Consider the following 14113-nt stretch of genomic DNA (forward strand, 5'->3'; position numbering starts at 1 on the left):
ATTATCCCGCTGCCGGTCGGGGTGCGACGCGGTGCGCTACGCTATTAATAAAATTGACTATACAATTTGAGGTATACCGTGAGCGTTGACTACCCACACCTGCTCGAGCCGCTCGATCTCGGCTTCACCACCCTGCCCAACCGGGTCCTGATGGGCTCGATGCACGTCGGCCTGGAGGAGGCGCCCGGCGGGTTCGACCGGATGGCGGCGTTCTACGCCGAGCGGGCCCGCGGCGGCGTGGGCCTGATCGTCACCGGCGGCATCGCACCGAACGAGGCGGGCCGGCCGTACCCGGGTGGTGCCATGCTGACCGGCGCCGCCGACGCGGCCCGGCATCGCGTCGTCACCGCTGCGGTCCACGCCGCGGGTGGCACGATCGCCATGCAGATCCTGCATTTCGGCCGGTACGCGTACCACCCGGACCTGGTTGCGCCCAGCCCGATCCAGGCGCCGATCAGCGCGCATCGGCCCAAGGAGCTGTCCGCCGACGAGGTCGAGCAGACGATCGCCGACTACGTCCGGTGTGCCGTGCTGGCCAAGGACGCCGGATACGACGGCGTCGAGATCATGGGGTCCGAGGGCTACCTGATCAACGAGTTCATCGTCCGCCACACGAACCGGCGTTCCGATGCCTGGGGTGGCCGGTACGAGAACCGCATGCGGTTTCCGATCGAGATCGTGCGTCGGGTTCGGGCGGCGGTCGGCCCGAACTTCATCATCGTCTACCGCCTGTCCATGCTCGATCTGGTGCCGGACGGATCGACCTTCGACGAGGTCGTCCTGCTGGCAAAAGAGGTCGAGGCGGCCGGGGCGACCATCATCAACACCGGCATCGGCTGGCACGAGGCCCGCATCCCGACCATCGCGACGTCGGTGCCGCGCGGTGCCTACGCGTGGGTGACCAAGAAGCTCATGGGTGCGGTGTCGGTGCCGTTGGTGACGAGCAACCGGATCAACACCCCGGAGAAGGCCGAGGAACTGCTCGCCGGCGGCTACGCCGACATGGTCTCGCTGGCCCGCCCGTTCCTCGCCGACCCGGACTTCGTCGCGAAGGCCGCAGCCGGCACCCCGGAGGCGATCAACACCTGCATCGGGTGCAATCAGGCCTGCTTGGACCACACGTTCTCGCTGCAGATCACCTCCTGCATGGTCAATCCGCGCGCCTGCCATGAAACCGAGCTGGTCCTGGGTCCCGCGCGGATCACGAAACGGATCGCCGTCGTGGGCGCGGGGCCGGCCGGGCTGTCCTTCGCGGTCGCCGCGGCGCAGCGCGGCCACCGGATCACCCTCTTCGACGCGGCCGAGGAGGTGGGTGGTCAGCTGAATATCGCGCGCCGGGTGCCGGGCAAGCAGGAGTTCGACGAGACGCTGCGGTACTACCGCTACCAGCTGGCGTGCAACGACGTCGAGTTGCGGTTACTGCATACCGCCACGGTCGCGGACCTGGCCGGATTCGACGAGGTGGTACTGGCGACGGGAGTGGAGCCACGCACTCCCGACCTCGACGGTATCGATCGCCCGAACGTCCTGAACTACCTCGACGTCTTGCGGGACGCAGCTCCCGTCGGCGAGCGGGTGGCGATTCTCGGCGCGGGTGGCATCGGCTTCGACGTCGCCGAGTTTCTCAGCGACCCGGGCACGAACACCAGCGCGGACATCCCGACCTTCCTCGCGGCCTGGGGCGTCGACGCCGAGCATGCCGGCGTCGGCGGACTCACCCGGCCGGAGCGGGCTCCGGCGCCGCGCCGCATCACGCTGTTGCAGCGCAAGGAGTCGAAGGTCGGTGCGGGACTGGGCAAGACGACCGGATGGATCCACCGCACCGAACTGAAGCACCGCGGCGTCGCGATGGTGGCCGGAGCCACCTACGTCGGCATCGACGACGAGGGGCTGCACTACCTCCGCGACGGCACCGAACAGGTCGTCGCCGCCGATACCGTCGTGCTCTGCACGGGTCAGGAGCCGAACCGTCGCTCGTCGCCGATCTCGTCGCCGCCGGGATAACGTCGCACGTCATCGGGGGTGCCGACGTCGCCGCGGAACTCGACGCCAAGCGCGCGATCGATCAGGGTACGCGGCTCGCGGCATCGATCTGACCCGATCGGGACCTCGCGGCACACGGTCAACGAAGCGACTATTCAGTTCTCGATAAAGTTTGCGCCATGGCACTGTGCGACGCGATCCTGGCCACCCTGCTCGACGGCGAGGCGTCCGGGTACGACCTGACCAAGAAGTTCGACGCGTCGACGGCCAACTTCTGGACCTCGACGCCGCAGCAGCTGTATCGAGAGCTGGAGAAGATGGAAGCGAACGGCCTGATCTCGGCGACGCTCGTCGAGCAGGAGAAGCGGCCGAACAAGAAGGTCTTCCGCGTCACCGATGCCGGCCGGGCGGCGCTTCGGGCCGGCAATGCCCGGACGCCCCGGCCCACCGCAATCCGGGACGAGCTGCTCGTGCAGGTCCAATCCATGGAGGCCGGGGACATCGAGCCGGTACTGCAGGCGATCCGGGAGAAGAAGCGGGCCGCGGAGGCCAAACTGGAACGGTACGAACGGCGCCGCGAACGGATTCTCGACGGTCGATCCGAAGCGGAGTTCCTGGCCACCGCCGACCGGATCGGGCCGTATCTCGCGCTGGCCCGCGGCATGTTCTTCGAAACCGAGAACATTCGTTGGTGCGGGTTCGTCCTCGACGCGACTGCTCGGCGGGCCGCGCTGCGCGCACGGTGACGGCGGCGAGCGTCAGAGAAAAAGGTATCGGCAGCGATTCACTCGTCGAGCACTTGGTCGATCTCCTCCCCAGAGACCCCAGCATCCGCACCACCGGTCACGGCGATCCGCTCCAGGATGATCCGTTGACAAATCTGCTCTCGGCGCATCGCGTAGATGGACTCGCCGTAGCCGCCCTCGAGTTCGTTCAGCCGGGCTTCCAGCAGCGCAATCCGACGCTCCAAGGTCTGGATCGATGCCATGCAGTACCATACCGCGCCGGTCCGGGCATTCGAAGGTTCAACTGCGCCACTTCGATCATGGAGAGTAACGCTCTCTTCAGTTGAGAAGAAGGTTTCGATATTGGTCGTACGCTGTTACCGTTGGGCCATGGCAGATACGCCTTTCGCGCCTGGCGTGTTCACCGACGGCTCCGACGGCCCCCGCCTCGTCGGTGGGCGATGCACGGACTGCGGTTCGGTCACATTCCCCGCTCCGCCATCCTGCGCCCGATGTGGTGCGGTCGCGGTCGAGCAGCATCCGCTCGCCCGGCGGGGCACGTTGTGGACGTTCACCACCCAGGGCTTCCTCCCCAAGGAGCCGTACGCCGGCGGCGAGACGCCGGAGACATTCCAGCCGTACGGGGTGGGGTTGGTCGAGCTCGGCGGGGAGGTGCGGGTCGAGGCCCGGCTGACCACCGCCGACATCGATCGGCTCGCCATCGGGATGGAGATGGAGCTCGTGCTCGTGCCGTTCGGCGGCGCACTTTCGTATGCGTTCGCGCCGGTGGAAGGGGCCTGACATGACCGAGGTGGCGATCGTCGGGGTCGGCCTGCACCCGTTCGGCCGGTTCGGCGCCAAGTCCGCGATCGACATGGGTGCCGAGGCGGCCCGGGCCGCCTTGGCCGACGCCGGTGCCGAATGGCGCGACGTGCAGTTCGGGTTCGGCGGCAGCTTCGAGGTGGACAACCCGGACGCGGTGACCGGTCGGCTGGGCCTGACCGGTATCCCGTTCATGGACGTCTACAACGGCTGCGCGACCGCGGCGACCTGCCTGCAACTCACGGCGGACGGCATCCGCTCCGGGCAGTACGACCTGGGCATCGCGGTCGGGATGGACAAGCACGGGCACGGCGCGTTCACCTCCGATCCGGTCGACTACGGCGCGCCGGCCTGGTACGGCGAGCAGGGCTTCTTCCTGACCACGAAGTTCTTCGCGATGAAGATCAACCGGTACATGTACGACCACGGGATCTCGCACGAGACCCTGGCGAAGGTGGCCGCGAAGAACTACCGCAACGGTTCGTTGAACCCGAACGCGCTGCGCCGCAAGGCAATTCCTGAGTCGGAGATCCTCGCCTCGCGAATGCTCAACTACCCGTTGACCCAGTACATGTTCTGCTCGCCGGACGAGGGTGCGGCAGCGGTGCTGATGTGCCGGGCCGACCAGGCGCACCGCTACACCTCGACCCCGATCTTTCTGCGGGCCACAGCGTTACGGACGCGGCGGTACGGTGCGTTCGAGGTGCACGCCTCCTGGGCGGCGGTCGAGCAGGACGCGGCGCCCACGGTGTACGCGTCCCGCGCGGCCTACGAGCAGGCCGGGATCGGACCGGAGGACGTGGACGTGATCCAGCTGCAGGACACCGACGCCGGTGCCGAGGTGATCCACATGGCGGAGAACGGGTTCTGCGCCGACGGCGAGCAGGAGAAGCTGGTCGCCGAGGGGGCCACCGAGATCGGCGGGCGACTGCCGACCAACACCGACGGTGGCCTGATCGCCAACGGCGAGCCGATCGGTGCGTCCGGGCTGCGGCAGGTGTACGAGCTGACCCAACAGCTGCGCGGCACCGCCGGCGACCGGCAGGTCCCGGGCAACCCGCGGGTGGGTTACGCCCAGCTCTACGGTGCGCCGGGGACGGCGGGGGTGTCGATCCTGTCCCGGTGATCGAGTTCGACGCGGGTGCCTTCCGGCATCGACGACTGCCGCCGTCCGGCAGACTCTCGGTCTGTGACCGTCATCCGTCAGTCGGCCGATTTCCGCAACATCTACCGGCACGGCTTCGCCCGGGTCGCGGCGTGCACCCTGCCGGTAGCCATCGCCGATCCGGCGACCAACGCGCAACGCATCGCCGAGCAGGTGCTGGTCTGCCACGACGACGGGGTCGCGGTCGCGTTGTTTCCGGAGCTGTCGGTGTCCGGGTACGCGATCGACGATCTGCTCCTGCAGGACGTGCTGCTGGACGCGGTGGACGCGGCGATCGCCACCCTGGCGCGAGCCACTGCCGGGCTGTTGCCCATGGTGGTCGTGGGTGCTCCGGTGCTGGTTGATGGTCGGCTCTACAACTGCGCGGTCGTACTGCACGACGGCGTGGTGCTCGGGGTGGTGCCCAAGTCGTTTCTGCCGAACTACCGGGAGTTCTACGAGAAGCGGCAGTTCGCCGCCGGCGATGAGCCGGCCCGGCCGGTGTTGGATCGGCCGCACTGGCCCGGCGCCGACCCGGCCGGGCAGGTCCCGTTCGGGTCGGATCTGCTGTTCGCGGCGACCGATCTGCCGGGCCTGATCCTGCACGTGGAGGTCTGTGAGGACATGTGGGTGCCGGTGCCGCCGAGCGCCCGGGCCGCGCTCGCCGGCGCCACGGTGCTGCTGAATCTGTCCGCGTCGCCGATCACCGTCGGGCGGGCGGCGGACCGGCAGCTGCTGGCCCGATCGGCGTCCGCGCGGTGCAACGCCGCCTACGTCTACGCATCGGCCAGCGCGGGGGAGAGCACCACCGACCTGTCCTGGGACGGGATGACCATGGTTTACGAGTGCGGTGAGCTGCTCGGTGAGAGCGAGCGCTTCCCGGCAGCGGCGGCCCGGACGGTGGTGGATGTCGATCTGGACCGGTTGCGGCAGGAACGGCTGCGGCAGGGCAGTTTCGACGACAATCGGCGTGCCGAGGGGGTGCTCGGCCGGGACGGGCAGTCGTTCCGCACGATCGGGTTCACGCTGCACCCGCCGGACGGTGACCTCGGGTTGCGCCGCCGGGTGGACCGGTTCCCGTTCGTTCCGGACGACCCCGCGCTGCTCGCACAGGATTGCTACGAGGCCTACAACATCCAGGTATCCGGCCTGGAACAGCGGTTGCGCGCGATCGGGTCGGCGAAGCTGGTGATCGGGGTCAGCGGCGGGCTGGACTCCACGCACGCGTTGATTGTCGCCGCCCAGGCGATGGACCGGCTGGGTCGGCCGCGCACCGATATTCTGGCGTTCACCCTGCCCGGGTTTGCCACCACCGAGCACACCCGGAGCAACGCGGCAGCGCTGGCGCGGGCGTTGGGGGTCACGTTCGAGACGATCGATATCCGCCCGTTGGCCGCCCAGATGCTGCGCGATCTCGGGCATCCGGCCGGCGACGGTGCGCAGGTGTACGACGTGACCTTCGAGAACGTCCAGGCGGGCCTGCGTACCGACCTGCTGTTCCGGGCGGCGAATCAGCGCGGCGGGATCGTGCTGGGCACCGGTGACCTGTCCGAGCTGGCGCTGGGCTGGTGTACCTACGGGGTAGGCGACCAGATGAGCCACTACGGGGTCAATGCCGGCATCCCGAAAACGCTGATCCAGCACCTGATCCGGTGGGTGATGAGCACCGATCAGTTCGATGGTGCGGTGAACACGACGCTGGTCTCGATCCTGGATACCGAGATCACCCCGGAGCTGATCCCGACCAAGCCGGGGGAGCGGCCGCAGGCCACCCAGGATTCGGTGGGGCCGTATCCGTTGCAGGACTTCACGCTGTACTACGTGCTGCGTCGCGGCTATCGGCCGGCGAAGATCGCCTTCCTGGCCGAGGCGGCGTGGCGGGACGCATCGGTGGGTGACTGGCCGGCGGGCTATCCGGTCGACGAGCGCGCCGCCTACGACCTGGCGACGATCCGCCATTGGCTGGAGGTGTTCATCCGGCGATTCTTCGGTAACCAGTTCAAGCGGTCCGCACTGCCGAACGGGCCGAAAGTGGTGGCCGGTGGGTCGTTGTCCCCACGCGGCGACTGGCGCATGCCGTCGGACGCGGTCGCCGCGGCGTGGTTGGCCGACCTGGCGAGCGTGCGACCGGACTGAACGCCACCGAATGCTCCGAACGGGCTCTGGTGGCGGCATCGCCCGAGAGCCGAACGCCACCAGAGCCCGCTCGGCGAGCGGGCTCAGGGTGACGTCGAGTATCGCGACCGGAACTCGCGCGGCCCGACTCCCTTCCACCGCCGGAAGGCCTGGGAGAAGCTGGTGACCTCTCGATACCCCAGCCGGTGGGCGATCTGTTCGACCGGCAGCCGGGCGGTGAGCAGCAACTCCTCGGCCAGGTGCTCGCGGACCTCGTCGAGCAGGAGCCGGTACGAGGTGCCCTCGTTCGTCAGGTGTTTGCGCAGCGTACGTCCGCTCAGGTGCAGTATCGCCGCGACGTCGTCGAGCGGAGGCGGATCGTCGATCCGTGCGACCAGCTCGTCGCGCACCCGCCCGGCGACCCCGGTCCGGGCCCGGCGGGAGTCGAGCAGCTGCCGACATTGCGCTACCGCGTGCGCGGACGTGTGCGGATTGGCGCCCGGTAGCGGCCGGTCGAGTTCGCTCGCGTCGACGACGAGGACGGTTTCGGCTGCGTCGAAGTCCGGCCGGACACCGAACACCTCGACGTAGCGGTCGAGGCTCTCCGGTGCGGGGAAGGCGAACTCGACGTGCCGGATCACCGAGCGGTCGGGCAGGAGCCCCCGCTGGATCGTCATGATCGACGCCGCGTCGCGTTCGACGTAGAAGCGGCGCAGGGTAGGCGGCACCTCCGGGGCATCGAGCACCAGGTGCTCGGTGCCGTCCGGTGCGGTGCGGGCCTGCACCGTGCCCATCGCGAAGGCCAGATCGAGGAACTGGATCCCGACCGTGATCGCGTCCCGCAAGGTCGGGCTGCTGAGCAGCGCGAAGCCGTAGATTCCCTGCTCGCTCAACCGGAACCGGCTGCCCGTCGCCAGCCCAGGGTGGCCGTTCGGGATCAGTGTCAGCAGGTTGCGTGCCACGGCGAGGTCGTGCCGCGGCGTCACCTCCACCCGCGGGTCGAGCAGCTGCTGCGGGGTGAGTCCGGTACCGGCCAGGCAGTCCCGCGGATCGGCGCCGGACAGGGTCGCGATCTGGGTCATGAGCAGCAGGCTCACCGGCGGCCGCGGCTGGTCCCAATCCACCGCTCCAGGCTAGCCACCTGCGACCGGCCAGTGACCGTGCTGCAGCGCTTGATCCCGAGCCTCGGGGTCGTGTAACAGCAACCGGCCGGCAGCCTCGTAGTCCCGGATATAGGCGTGCATGATCTCCCGGGTCTGCGGCGTCGCCAGCACCTGCAGGAACTCCGATCGTTCGGCCAGCAGACCCTCGGACAACGGCCGGGACGCGGCGAAATACACCGCCCGCTTGATCGCGCCGACCGCTGCGGCCGGCCGGGCGGCCAGTCGGCGGGCCCACCCGATCGCTTCCCCGACCAGGTCCGCCGGGTCGACCACCGCGTCGACGGCACCGATCTCGAGCGCTCGGGCAGCGTCGATCGGTGCGCCGTCCAGGATCATCCGCAGTGCCCGTTGCGGTCCGACCAGGTGGGTGAGCCGCTGCGTACCGCCGCCGCCCGGGTGGAAACCCATCAGCACCTCGGGTTGGCCGAGACAGGCGTCGGCGTGGTCGGCGATCAGCCGGATATCGCAGGCCCAGGCCAGCTCTGCGCCGCCGCCCAGCGCAGCGCCGTTGATCGCCGCCAGATAGATCACACTGCTGGAGTTCATCCGGACGAACGTGTCGTGGAAGCGGTCCAGCTCCAGCACGCCGGCGAGGACGGTGCGGCTCGCCGCCGCGCGGAACCGCACCGATCGCGCGGCGGCACCGACGAACCGCAGCGCGGCGACCGCGCCCCGGCGGCCGACGGGGGGACTGTTGTCCGACCCTTCGCGCATCCAGCGGACGTCGGCGTGGCCGGCGAACCGGTCGGGCCGCGCCCCGGTCAGGACGACCGCGCGGACCGCCGGGTCGCGGTCGGCGACATCGACCAGGCCCGCCAGGTCGGCGACCAACGGCCGGTCGAGCATGCCGAGTGGACCACCGTCCATCCGGACGACGGCAACCGTGCCGTCGATGGTCACCTCGAGCCGATCGAATCGGGTATCGGCCAACGCTGCCGAGTTCTTTCGCATGCGGGTTTCCTCCTTACTTCAGGCCGGACGCGGTGAGTGGGTGCCAGCCGTCGGCGGCCAGCACATCGGCCAGCTGCCGGCGGCGAACACCGATGTTGCCGCCCTCGAAGATCGGGTAGGCGAGCGCATCGAGCAGGTGATGCACGAGTGGGAAGTTCCGGTCGTACGCCGTGACGCCGACCACCCGGATCAGTTGGTTGATCACGTCGACCGCGGTCTCCGAGCCGAAGATCTTGGCGTGCAGAGCCAGTTCCAGAGCGCCGGGCTGTCCGCCGACGACGGCATCGAGCGCGCGCCAGGACAGCAGCCGGACGGCTTCGATCCGGCCCTTGGCGTCGCCGAGGATGTCGGACACCGGCCGGTGTCCGATGATCGGGACATCGCCACCGCGGGTCTGTTCCTTGGCGAAGCGGAACGCGATATCGAACGCGGCGCGCATCGAGCCGACGGCGAGCAGGCCGACCGCCGCGCCGCTCGCGGTGAACGCCGCGTAGGTCAGTTCGGCGCCCAGCCCCTCCGGGCCGATCAGGTTGTGCCGCGGCACGCGCACCTGCTCGAGCCGCACCCGCTGGGTGAGGTGCCCGCGCAGCCCGGGCATATCGAGTGTGTCCAGCACGACCAGGTTCTCCCGGGTGACGTGGGCGCGCTCGACGCCGATGAGCGACACCCCACCCGGCGTTCGGCACGCGACGACCATCAGATCCGGGCCGGCGCCGTCCCAGCCGCCGAGATTGGCCGACCACTGCTTCTCGCCGGTGATCACCCATTCGTCGCCGTCGAGGACGGCCGTCGTCTGCAGGCCCGCGGCCGGCGGCGACGCGGCGAAGTTGGCCGAACCGGCCGGCTCGCTGAGTGCCATGACCGCCTGCGGCGACCCGGTGCCGGCCAGGAACGGGGCCAGGAATCGCCGGGTCTGTTCCGGGTCGCCGCCCAGGTAGACCGGGGTGAGCGCGAGCATGACGCCGGCCATGGCGGCGACGAAGTCCGGCATCACCGCGGCGAGTTCTTCGGTGACGATCGCGGCGTCGACGCCGCTGTTCATCGTGCCGCCGAAGATTTCCGGGATCATGCCTTTCAACAGTCCGGCGCGGACGGCCGCCGCGTGCGCCGGTCGGGTCAGCAGCGCCGCCTGGTACGGGTCGGGGGTAGTACGCACCTGCTCGACGAGCGGAGCCAGGTGGGTCGCAGCGAATACGCGCGCGGTGTCGCGCAGTTCGGCTTGCGCTTCGGTGAGAGTGAATTCGATGGACATGGCGGTCTCCTAGGCGGCGAAGCCGCGGCGGGTCGGGAGCATCCCGGCGTTGCTCAGGTACTGCGGCAGGTTGCGCAACGGGTGCCGGTCGGGGTCGGGGTCCTTACCGCGGCCGAGCCGACGGATCTGCACGCCGTACCAGAGCAGCTCACCCATGCCTTCCAGATGCTTGATCCGGATCGGTTTGACCTCGATGCGGCGGGCGCCGGACGCGCCGGCCAGAATCCGGCGGGGCAGATCCGGTTCGATGATCAGCGGGCGGCCCAGGCCGACGAGGTCGACCGCGCCGTCGGCGATCGCCGCATCCATCACGGTCGCGGTGCGGAAGCCGCCGGTCACCATGAGCGGCAGATCGTGGCCGGCCCGGGTGACGGCGGCGCGAACCCGCTCGGCGTAGTCGAGGAAGTAGGCTTCGCGGGCCCGGGTCGAGGCCGCCACTCCGGCGGCGCCCATGAAAGCGGTCGACTCGTAGTTGCCGCCGGAGACCTCGAGCAGGTCGACGCCCGCTGCGACGAGCGCCAGAACGACCTCGATCGATTCGTCTTCGGTCATGCCGCCGCGTTGGAAGTCGGCCGAGTTCAGCTTGACCCCGATCGGCACGGCCGGGCCGAGTTCGGCGCGGACCGCGCGCACGATCTCCAGGAGAAAGCGGCGGCGGCGGTGCGGGCTACCGCCCCATTCGTCATCCCGGCGGTTGGTCAGCGGCGACAGAAACTGGCTGATCAGGTAGCCGTGCGCGGCATGGATCTGGACGCCGGTGAATCCCGCGGCCACCGCGACCCGGGCGGCGGTGGCAAATCGGCCGATGATCTCCTCGATTTCCGGCGTCGTCAGCGCTCGGGGTGTCCCGAACGCACCGGGTGCGCCGCTCACGGCGATCGCGGACGGTGCCACCGGAGCCGTCCGATTGAGTGCCCGCGGTGCCTGCCGGCCGGGGTGGTTGAGCTGCACCCAGGCCTGGGCGCCCGATGCGGTCGCGGCGGCGGCCCAGGCGCGCAGCAGCTCTTGGTGCCGGTCGTCCTCGATGGCGACGTTGCCGACCTCGCCGAGCGCGCGTCGGTCCACCATGATGTTGCCGGTGATCAGCAAGCCGGCGCCGGAATCGGCCCAGCGGCGGTAGAGCCGGATCAGACTCGGGGTCGGTGCCTGATCGCGGTCGCCCAGGCCTTCGCTGAGTGCCGATTTGGCGATGCGATTGGCGAGCGAGCTGCCCGACGGCAGCGGCAGCGGCCGTGCCAAGTGCTCCGGCCGGTGCGGTGATTGCGCCATTGTGTTCTCCAACTACGTTCCGCGACTTCGGATTCGACTCCCGGCGGGAGTGCCGGTGATGAGAACAACGGTAGGAATTTCGGGTCGGTGCCGACAGGTGCGTGACGGCATGAGAGTTACTCGATCAGGCACGCCGGTGACCGGCCGGCACACTTCGTCGGCCGCGCGGGCAGTCCCACCCGGCCTCGGTAGCCTGTAGCGCGATCGACGAAAACAGTCCGAGTGTGGTGAGGGAGTACGGGTGAGTCCGGAGCAACTGTTGGCGACCGAACCCGCGCCGTCCGACCTCGGTACGCCGGATCGGGTGGCCACCCTGCTGCAGCGGGTGATCCTGCCCCGGCCGGGTGAGCCGCTCGACGTGCGCACCCTCTACCTGGAGGAATCGCCGACCAACGCGCGGCGGGCGCACGCTCCTACCCGCACCGAACTGCAGCTCGGCGCGGAGTCCGAAACCTCGTTCTGCACGTATTTCAATGCGTTCCCGGCGAGCTACTGGCGACGCTGGAGCGTGCTCGGCGAGGTGCTGCTGCGGCTGACCCTCACCGGGCACGGCCGGGTGGACGTGTACCGGTCCAAGGCAGACGGCTCGCGGATCCATGTCCGGGGCGCCGAGTTCCGGGACGGGGAGCTCGAGTTCGAGGTGAGCCTGGCACCGTTCGAGGACGGTGGCTGGATCTGGTTCGACGTCACCACCGACACCGACGCGACGTTGGTGGAAGCGGGCTGGTACGCGAGCAGCGCGCCACCGGACGCGGGCACCATCGCGGTCGGCATGCCGACGTTCAACCGGCCGGCCGACCTGGTCACCACCCTGGCCGCGCTCGGCGCGGACCCGCTGGTCGCGGACAAGATCAGTGCGGTGATCATCGCCGACCAGGGCAGCCACAAAGTGGTGTACCAGCCGGGGTTCGCCGAGGCCGCCCGCGGCTTCGGCGATCGGCTCGCCGTGTACGACCAGCCGAACCTGGGCGGTTCCGGCGGCTACAGCCGGGTGATGTACGAAGCACTGAAAACCACCGACGCCGAATACCTCGTCTACATGGACGACGACATCGAGATCGAGCCGGACTCGATCCTGCGCGCGCTGGCGTTCGCCCGGTTCGCCCGTTCGCCGCTGCTGGTCGGCGGGCAGATGCTCAACCTGCAGGAACGTTCGCACCTGCACGTGATGGGCGAGGTGGTCGACCGCGGCATCTGGATGTGGAGCGCGCCGCCGAACGTCGAATACGACCACGACTTCGCCAAGTACCCGCTGCGCGATCGGGACAATTCCAAGCTCCTGCACCGGCGGATCGACGTCGACTTCAACGGCTGGTGGACCTGCGTGATCCCGCGCCGGGTCGCCGAGGAGATCGGCCAGCCGCTGCCGCTGTTCCTGAAGTGGGACGACGTCGAGTACGGCTTGCGCGCCCGGGAACACGGCTACCCGACGGTGACCCTGCCCGGTGCCGCCGTCTGGCACATGGCGTGGAGCGACAAGGACGACGCGATCGATTGGCAAGCCTACTTCCACCTGCGCAACCGGCTGGTGGTTGCCGCGCTGTACCAGCCGGGGGATGGGCAGGGACTGATCCGCAACAGCGTCAAGGCGACGCTCAAGCACCTGCTGTGCCTGGAGTACTCCACCGTCGCCATCCAGAACGAAGCGATCCGGGACTTCATGCGGGGGCCGGAGGCGCTGTTCGAGTTGCTGCCGACCGCGCTCGGTAAGGTCGCCGACCTGCGCCGGGAGTATCCGGACGCGGTGATCCTGCCGTCCTCCACCGAGCTGCCGTTGGCGTCCGGGGCGGGGGTCGGTGCGGTCGGTGACCCGGGCGGCACGCTCGCCAAGGTGCGCCGGCTGGGCAAGGGCATCGTGCACAACCTGCGCCGGCCGGCCGCGGCCCATCACGACCGGCCGCAGTTGAACGTGCCGACCCTGGACGCCCGCTGGTACCTGCTCTCCCAGGTGGACGGGGTCACCGTGACCACCGCGGACGGCCGCGGCGTGGTGTATCGGAAGCGAGACCCGCGAATAGCTCGCGAGTTGCTGACCGAGGCGTTGCGGCTGCGGCGGGAGTTGGCTCGGCGGTTTCCGGAGCTGAAGACCGAGTACCGGGCGGCCCACGCCGAGCTGAGCAGCCGACAGCGCTGGGCGGCGGCATTCGGGGCAGGGGCGGCGGAATGAGATTCGGATCCGAGCCGGTCGAGACCCGGGTGCTCAACGCGGTGCAGGCCGGCGTCGGCGCGGACCCGCGGGTGCTCGCCGCCGCGCGCGGCATGTCGCACTTCGGCGAGCACGCGCTCGGCTGGATCGGGATCGGCGCGGTCGGCGCGCTGCTCGACCGGCCGCGGCGCCGCCGCTGGGCCGGGGTGGCGGTCGGCGCGGTCGGTGCGCACGCGGCGTCCATCGTGATCAAGCGGGTGGTTCGTCGCCCGCGGCCGGACGACCAATCGGTGCAGGTCAACGTCTCGACGCCGAGTAAGCTGAGCTTTCCCTCCTCGCATGCGACCTCCACGGCGGCTGCCGCGGTGCTGGCCGGTGAACTGACCGGGCTACCCTTACCCGCGGTGCTGGTGCCGCCGATGCTGTTGTCTCGGCTCGTGCTCGGCGTGCACTACCCGACCGATGTGCTGGCCGGAGCCGCACTGGGTGCCGCGTCCGCGGCGATGGTGCGAGCGGTCGAGAGGAAGCTCGAGGAAAGTTGAG

11 protein-coding genes and 1 pseudogene are annotated in these 14113 nt (G+C 69.6%); 7 read left to right on the plus strand and 5 right to left on the minus strand.

Annotated elements, in window-relative coordinates:
* The first annotated feature begins 78 nt into the window (after nucleotides 1-78).
* Both KV203_RS00825 and KV203_RS00830 read left to right on the plus strand, forming a co-directional pair.
* Nucleotides 79-2096, plus strand: a pseudogene (locus KV203_RS00825) (oxidoreductase).
* A 66-nt stretch (nucleotides 2097-2162) separates the two neighbouring features.
* A complete protein-coding gene (locus KV203_RS00830; RefSeq protein WP_066474608.1) occupies nucleotides 2163-2729 on the plus strand; it encodes a PadR family transcriptional regulator in 567 nt (188 codons plus the stop codon).
* Between the two features lie 38 nt (nucleotides 2730-2767).
* Here the strand turns inward: KV203_RS00830 and KV203_RS00835 are convergent, their stop codons facing one another.
* The gene (locus tag KV203_RS00835) at nucleotides 2768-2971 is read right to left on the minus strand and encodes a hypothetical protein (RefSeq protein ID WP_066474610.1); all 204 of its coding nucleotides are present in this window, start codon (nucleotides 2969-2971) and stop codon (nucleotides 2768-2770) included.
* 127 nt (nucleotides 2972-3098) lie between these two features.
* Here KV203_RS00835 and KV203_RS00840 point away from each other — a divergent pair, with 127 nt between their 5' ends.
* From KV203_RS00840 to KV203_RS00850, 3 genes are all read left to right on the plus strand, one after another.
* Nucleotides 3099-3509, plus strand: a complete 411-nt coding sequence (locus KV203_RS00840) for a Zn-ribbon domain-containing OB-fold protein (protein WP_066474613.1) — start codon at nucleotides 3099-3101, stop codon at nucleotides 3507-3509.
* A 1-nt stretch (nucleotide 3510) separates the two neighbouring features.
* On the plus strand, nucleotides 3511-4656 hold the full coding sequence (locus tag KV203_RS00845; RefSeq protein ID WP_066474619.1) for a thiolase family protein: 1146 nt from the start codon (nucleotides 3511-3513) through the stop codon (nucleotides 4654-4656).
* Nucleotides 4657-4719: 63 nt separating this feature from the next.
* Nucleotides 4720-6810 carry an NAD(+) synthase gene (locus KV203_RS00850; protein ID WP_066474621.1) on the plus strand — a complete coding sequence of 697 codons (2091 nt, stop codon included), beginning with the start codon at nucleotides 4720-4722 and terminating at the stop codon, nucleotides 6808-6810.
* An 83-nt stretch (nucleotides 6811-6893) separates the two neighbouring features.
* Here KV203_RS00850 and KV203_RS00855 read toward each other — a convergent pair whose 3' ends face one another.
* Genes KV203_RS00855 through KV203_RS00870 form a run of 4 tightly spaced genes read right to left on the minus strand, consistent with a single transcriptional unit; the run spans nucleotide 6894 to nucleotide 11424 of the window.
* Nucleotides 6894-7913 carry an AraC family transcriptional regulator gene (locus KV203_RS00855; RefSeq protein WP_246600391.1) on the minus strand — a complete coding sequence of 340 codons (1020 nt, stop codon included), beginning with the start codon at nucleotides 7911-7913 and terminating at the stop codon, nucleotides 6894-6896.
* 9 nt (nucleotides 7914-7922) lie between these two features.
* Complete coding sequence (locus KV203_RS00860) at nucleotides 7923-8903, minus strand: enoyl-CoA hydratase/isomerase family protein (RefSeq protein WP_066474624.1); 981 nt, start codon at nucleotides 8901-8903, stop codon at nucleotides 7923-7925.
* A 13-nt stretch (nucleotides 8904-8916) separates the two neighbouring features.
* Nucleotides 8917-10155, minus strand: coding sequence for an acyl-CoA dehydrogenase family protein (locus KV203_RS00865; RefSeq protein ID WP_066474627.1), 1239 nt, complete (start codon nucleotides 10153-10155; stop codon nucleotides 8917-8919).
* 9 nt (nucleotides 10156-10164) lie between these two features.
* On the minus strand, nucleotides 10165-11424 hold the full coding sequence (locus tag KV203_RS00870) for an NADH:flavin oxidoreductase/NADH oxidase family protein (protein ID WP_066474630.1): 1260 nt from the start codon (nucleotides 11422-11424) through the stop codon (nucleotides 10165-10167).
* 241 nt (nucleotides 11425-11665) lie between these two features.
* Here KV203_RS00870 and KV203_RS00875 point away from each other — a divergent pair, with 241 nt between their 5' ends.
* On the plus strand, nucleotides 11666-13591 hold the full coding sequence (locus tag KV203_RS00875) for a glycosyltransferase (protein WP_373279263.1): 1926 nt from the start codon (nucleotides 11666-11668) through the stop codon (nucleotides 13589-13591).
* The gene (locus KV203_RS00880) at nucleotides 13588-14112 is read left to right on the plus strand and encodes a phosphatase PAP2 family protein (protein ID WP_066474632.1); all 525 of its coding nucleotides are present in this window, start codon (nucleotides 13588-13590) and stop codon (nucleotides 14110-14112) included. The genes KV203_RS00875 and KV203_RS00880 overlap by 4 nt, the downstream gene beginning before the upstream one ends.
* Nucleotide 14113 lies beyond the last annotated feature (1 nt).

This window comes from Skermania piniformis, assembly GCF_019285775.1.
Taxonomy (GTDB): Bacteria; Actinomycetota; Actinomycetes; order Mycobacteriales; family Mycobacteriaceae; genus Skermania; species Skermania pinensis.

What these genes read in the sequence shown, in the direction of transcription:
- KV203_RS00830 (WP_066474608.1), top strand. Translation starts at nt 2,163, where the DNA reads ATGGCACTGTGCGACGCGATCCTGGCCACCCTGCTCGACGGCGAGGCG.
- KV203_RS00840 (WP_066474613.1), top strand. Translation starts at nt 3,099, where the DNA reads ATGGCAGATACGCCTTTCGCGCCTGGCGTGTTCACCGACGGCTCCGAC.
- KV203_RS00865 (WP_066474627.1), bottom strand. Translation starts at nt 10,155, where the DNA reads ATGTCCATCGAATTCACTCTCACCGAAGCGCAAGCCGAACTGCGCGAC.
- KV203_RS00870 (WP_066474630.1), bottom strand. Translation starts at nt 11,424, where the DNA reads ATGGCGCAATCACCGCACCGGCCGGAGCACTTGGCACGGCCGCTGCCG.
- KV203_RS00845 (WP_066474619.1), top strand. Translation starts at nt 3,511, where the DNA reads ATGACCGAGGTGGCGATCGTCGGGGTCGGCCTGCACCCGTTCGGCCGG.
- KV203_RS00880 (WP_066474632.1), top strand. Translation starts at nt 13,588, where the DNA reads ATGAGATTCGGATCCGAGCCGGTCGAGACCCGGGTGCTCAACGCGGTG.
- KV203_RS00835 (WP_066474610.1), bottom strand. Translation starts at nt 2,971, where the DNA reads ATGGCATCGATCCAGACCTTGGAGCGTCGGATTGCGCTGCTGGAAGCC.
- KV203_RS00860 (WP_066474624.1), bottom strand. Translation starts at nt 8,903, where the DNA reads ATGCGAAAGAACTCGGCAGCGTTGGCCGATACCCGATTCGATCGGCTC.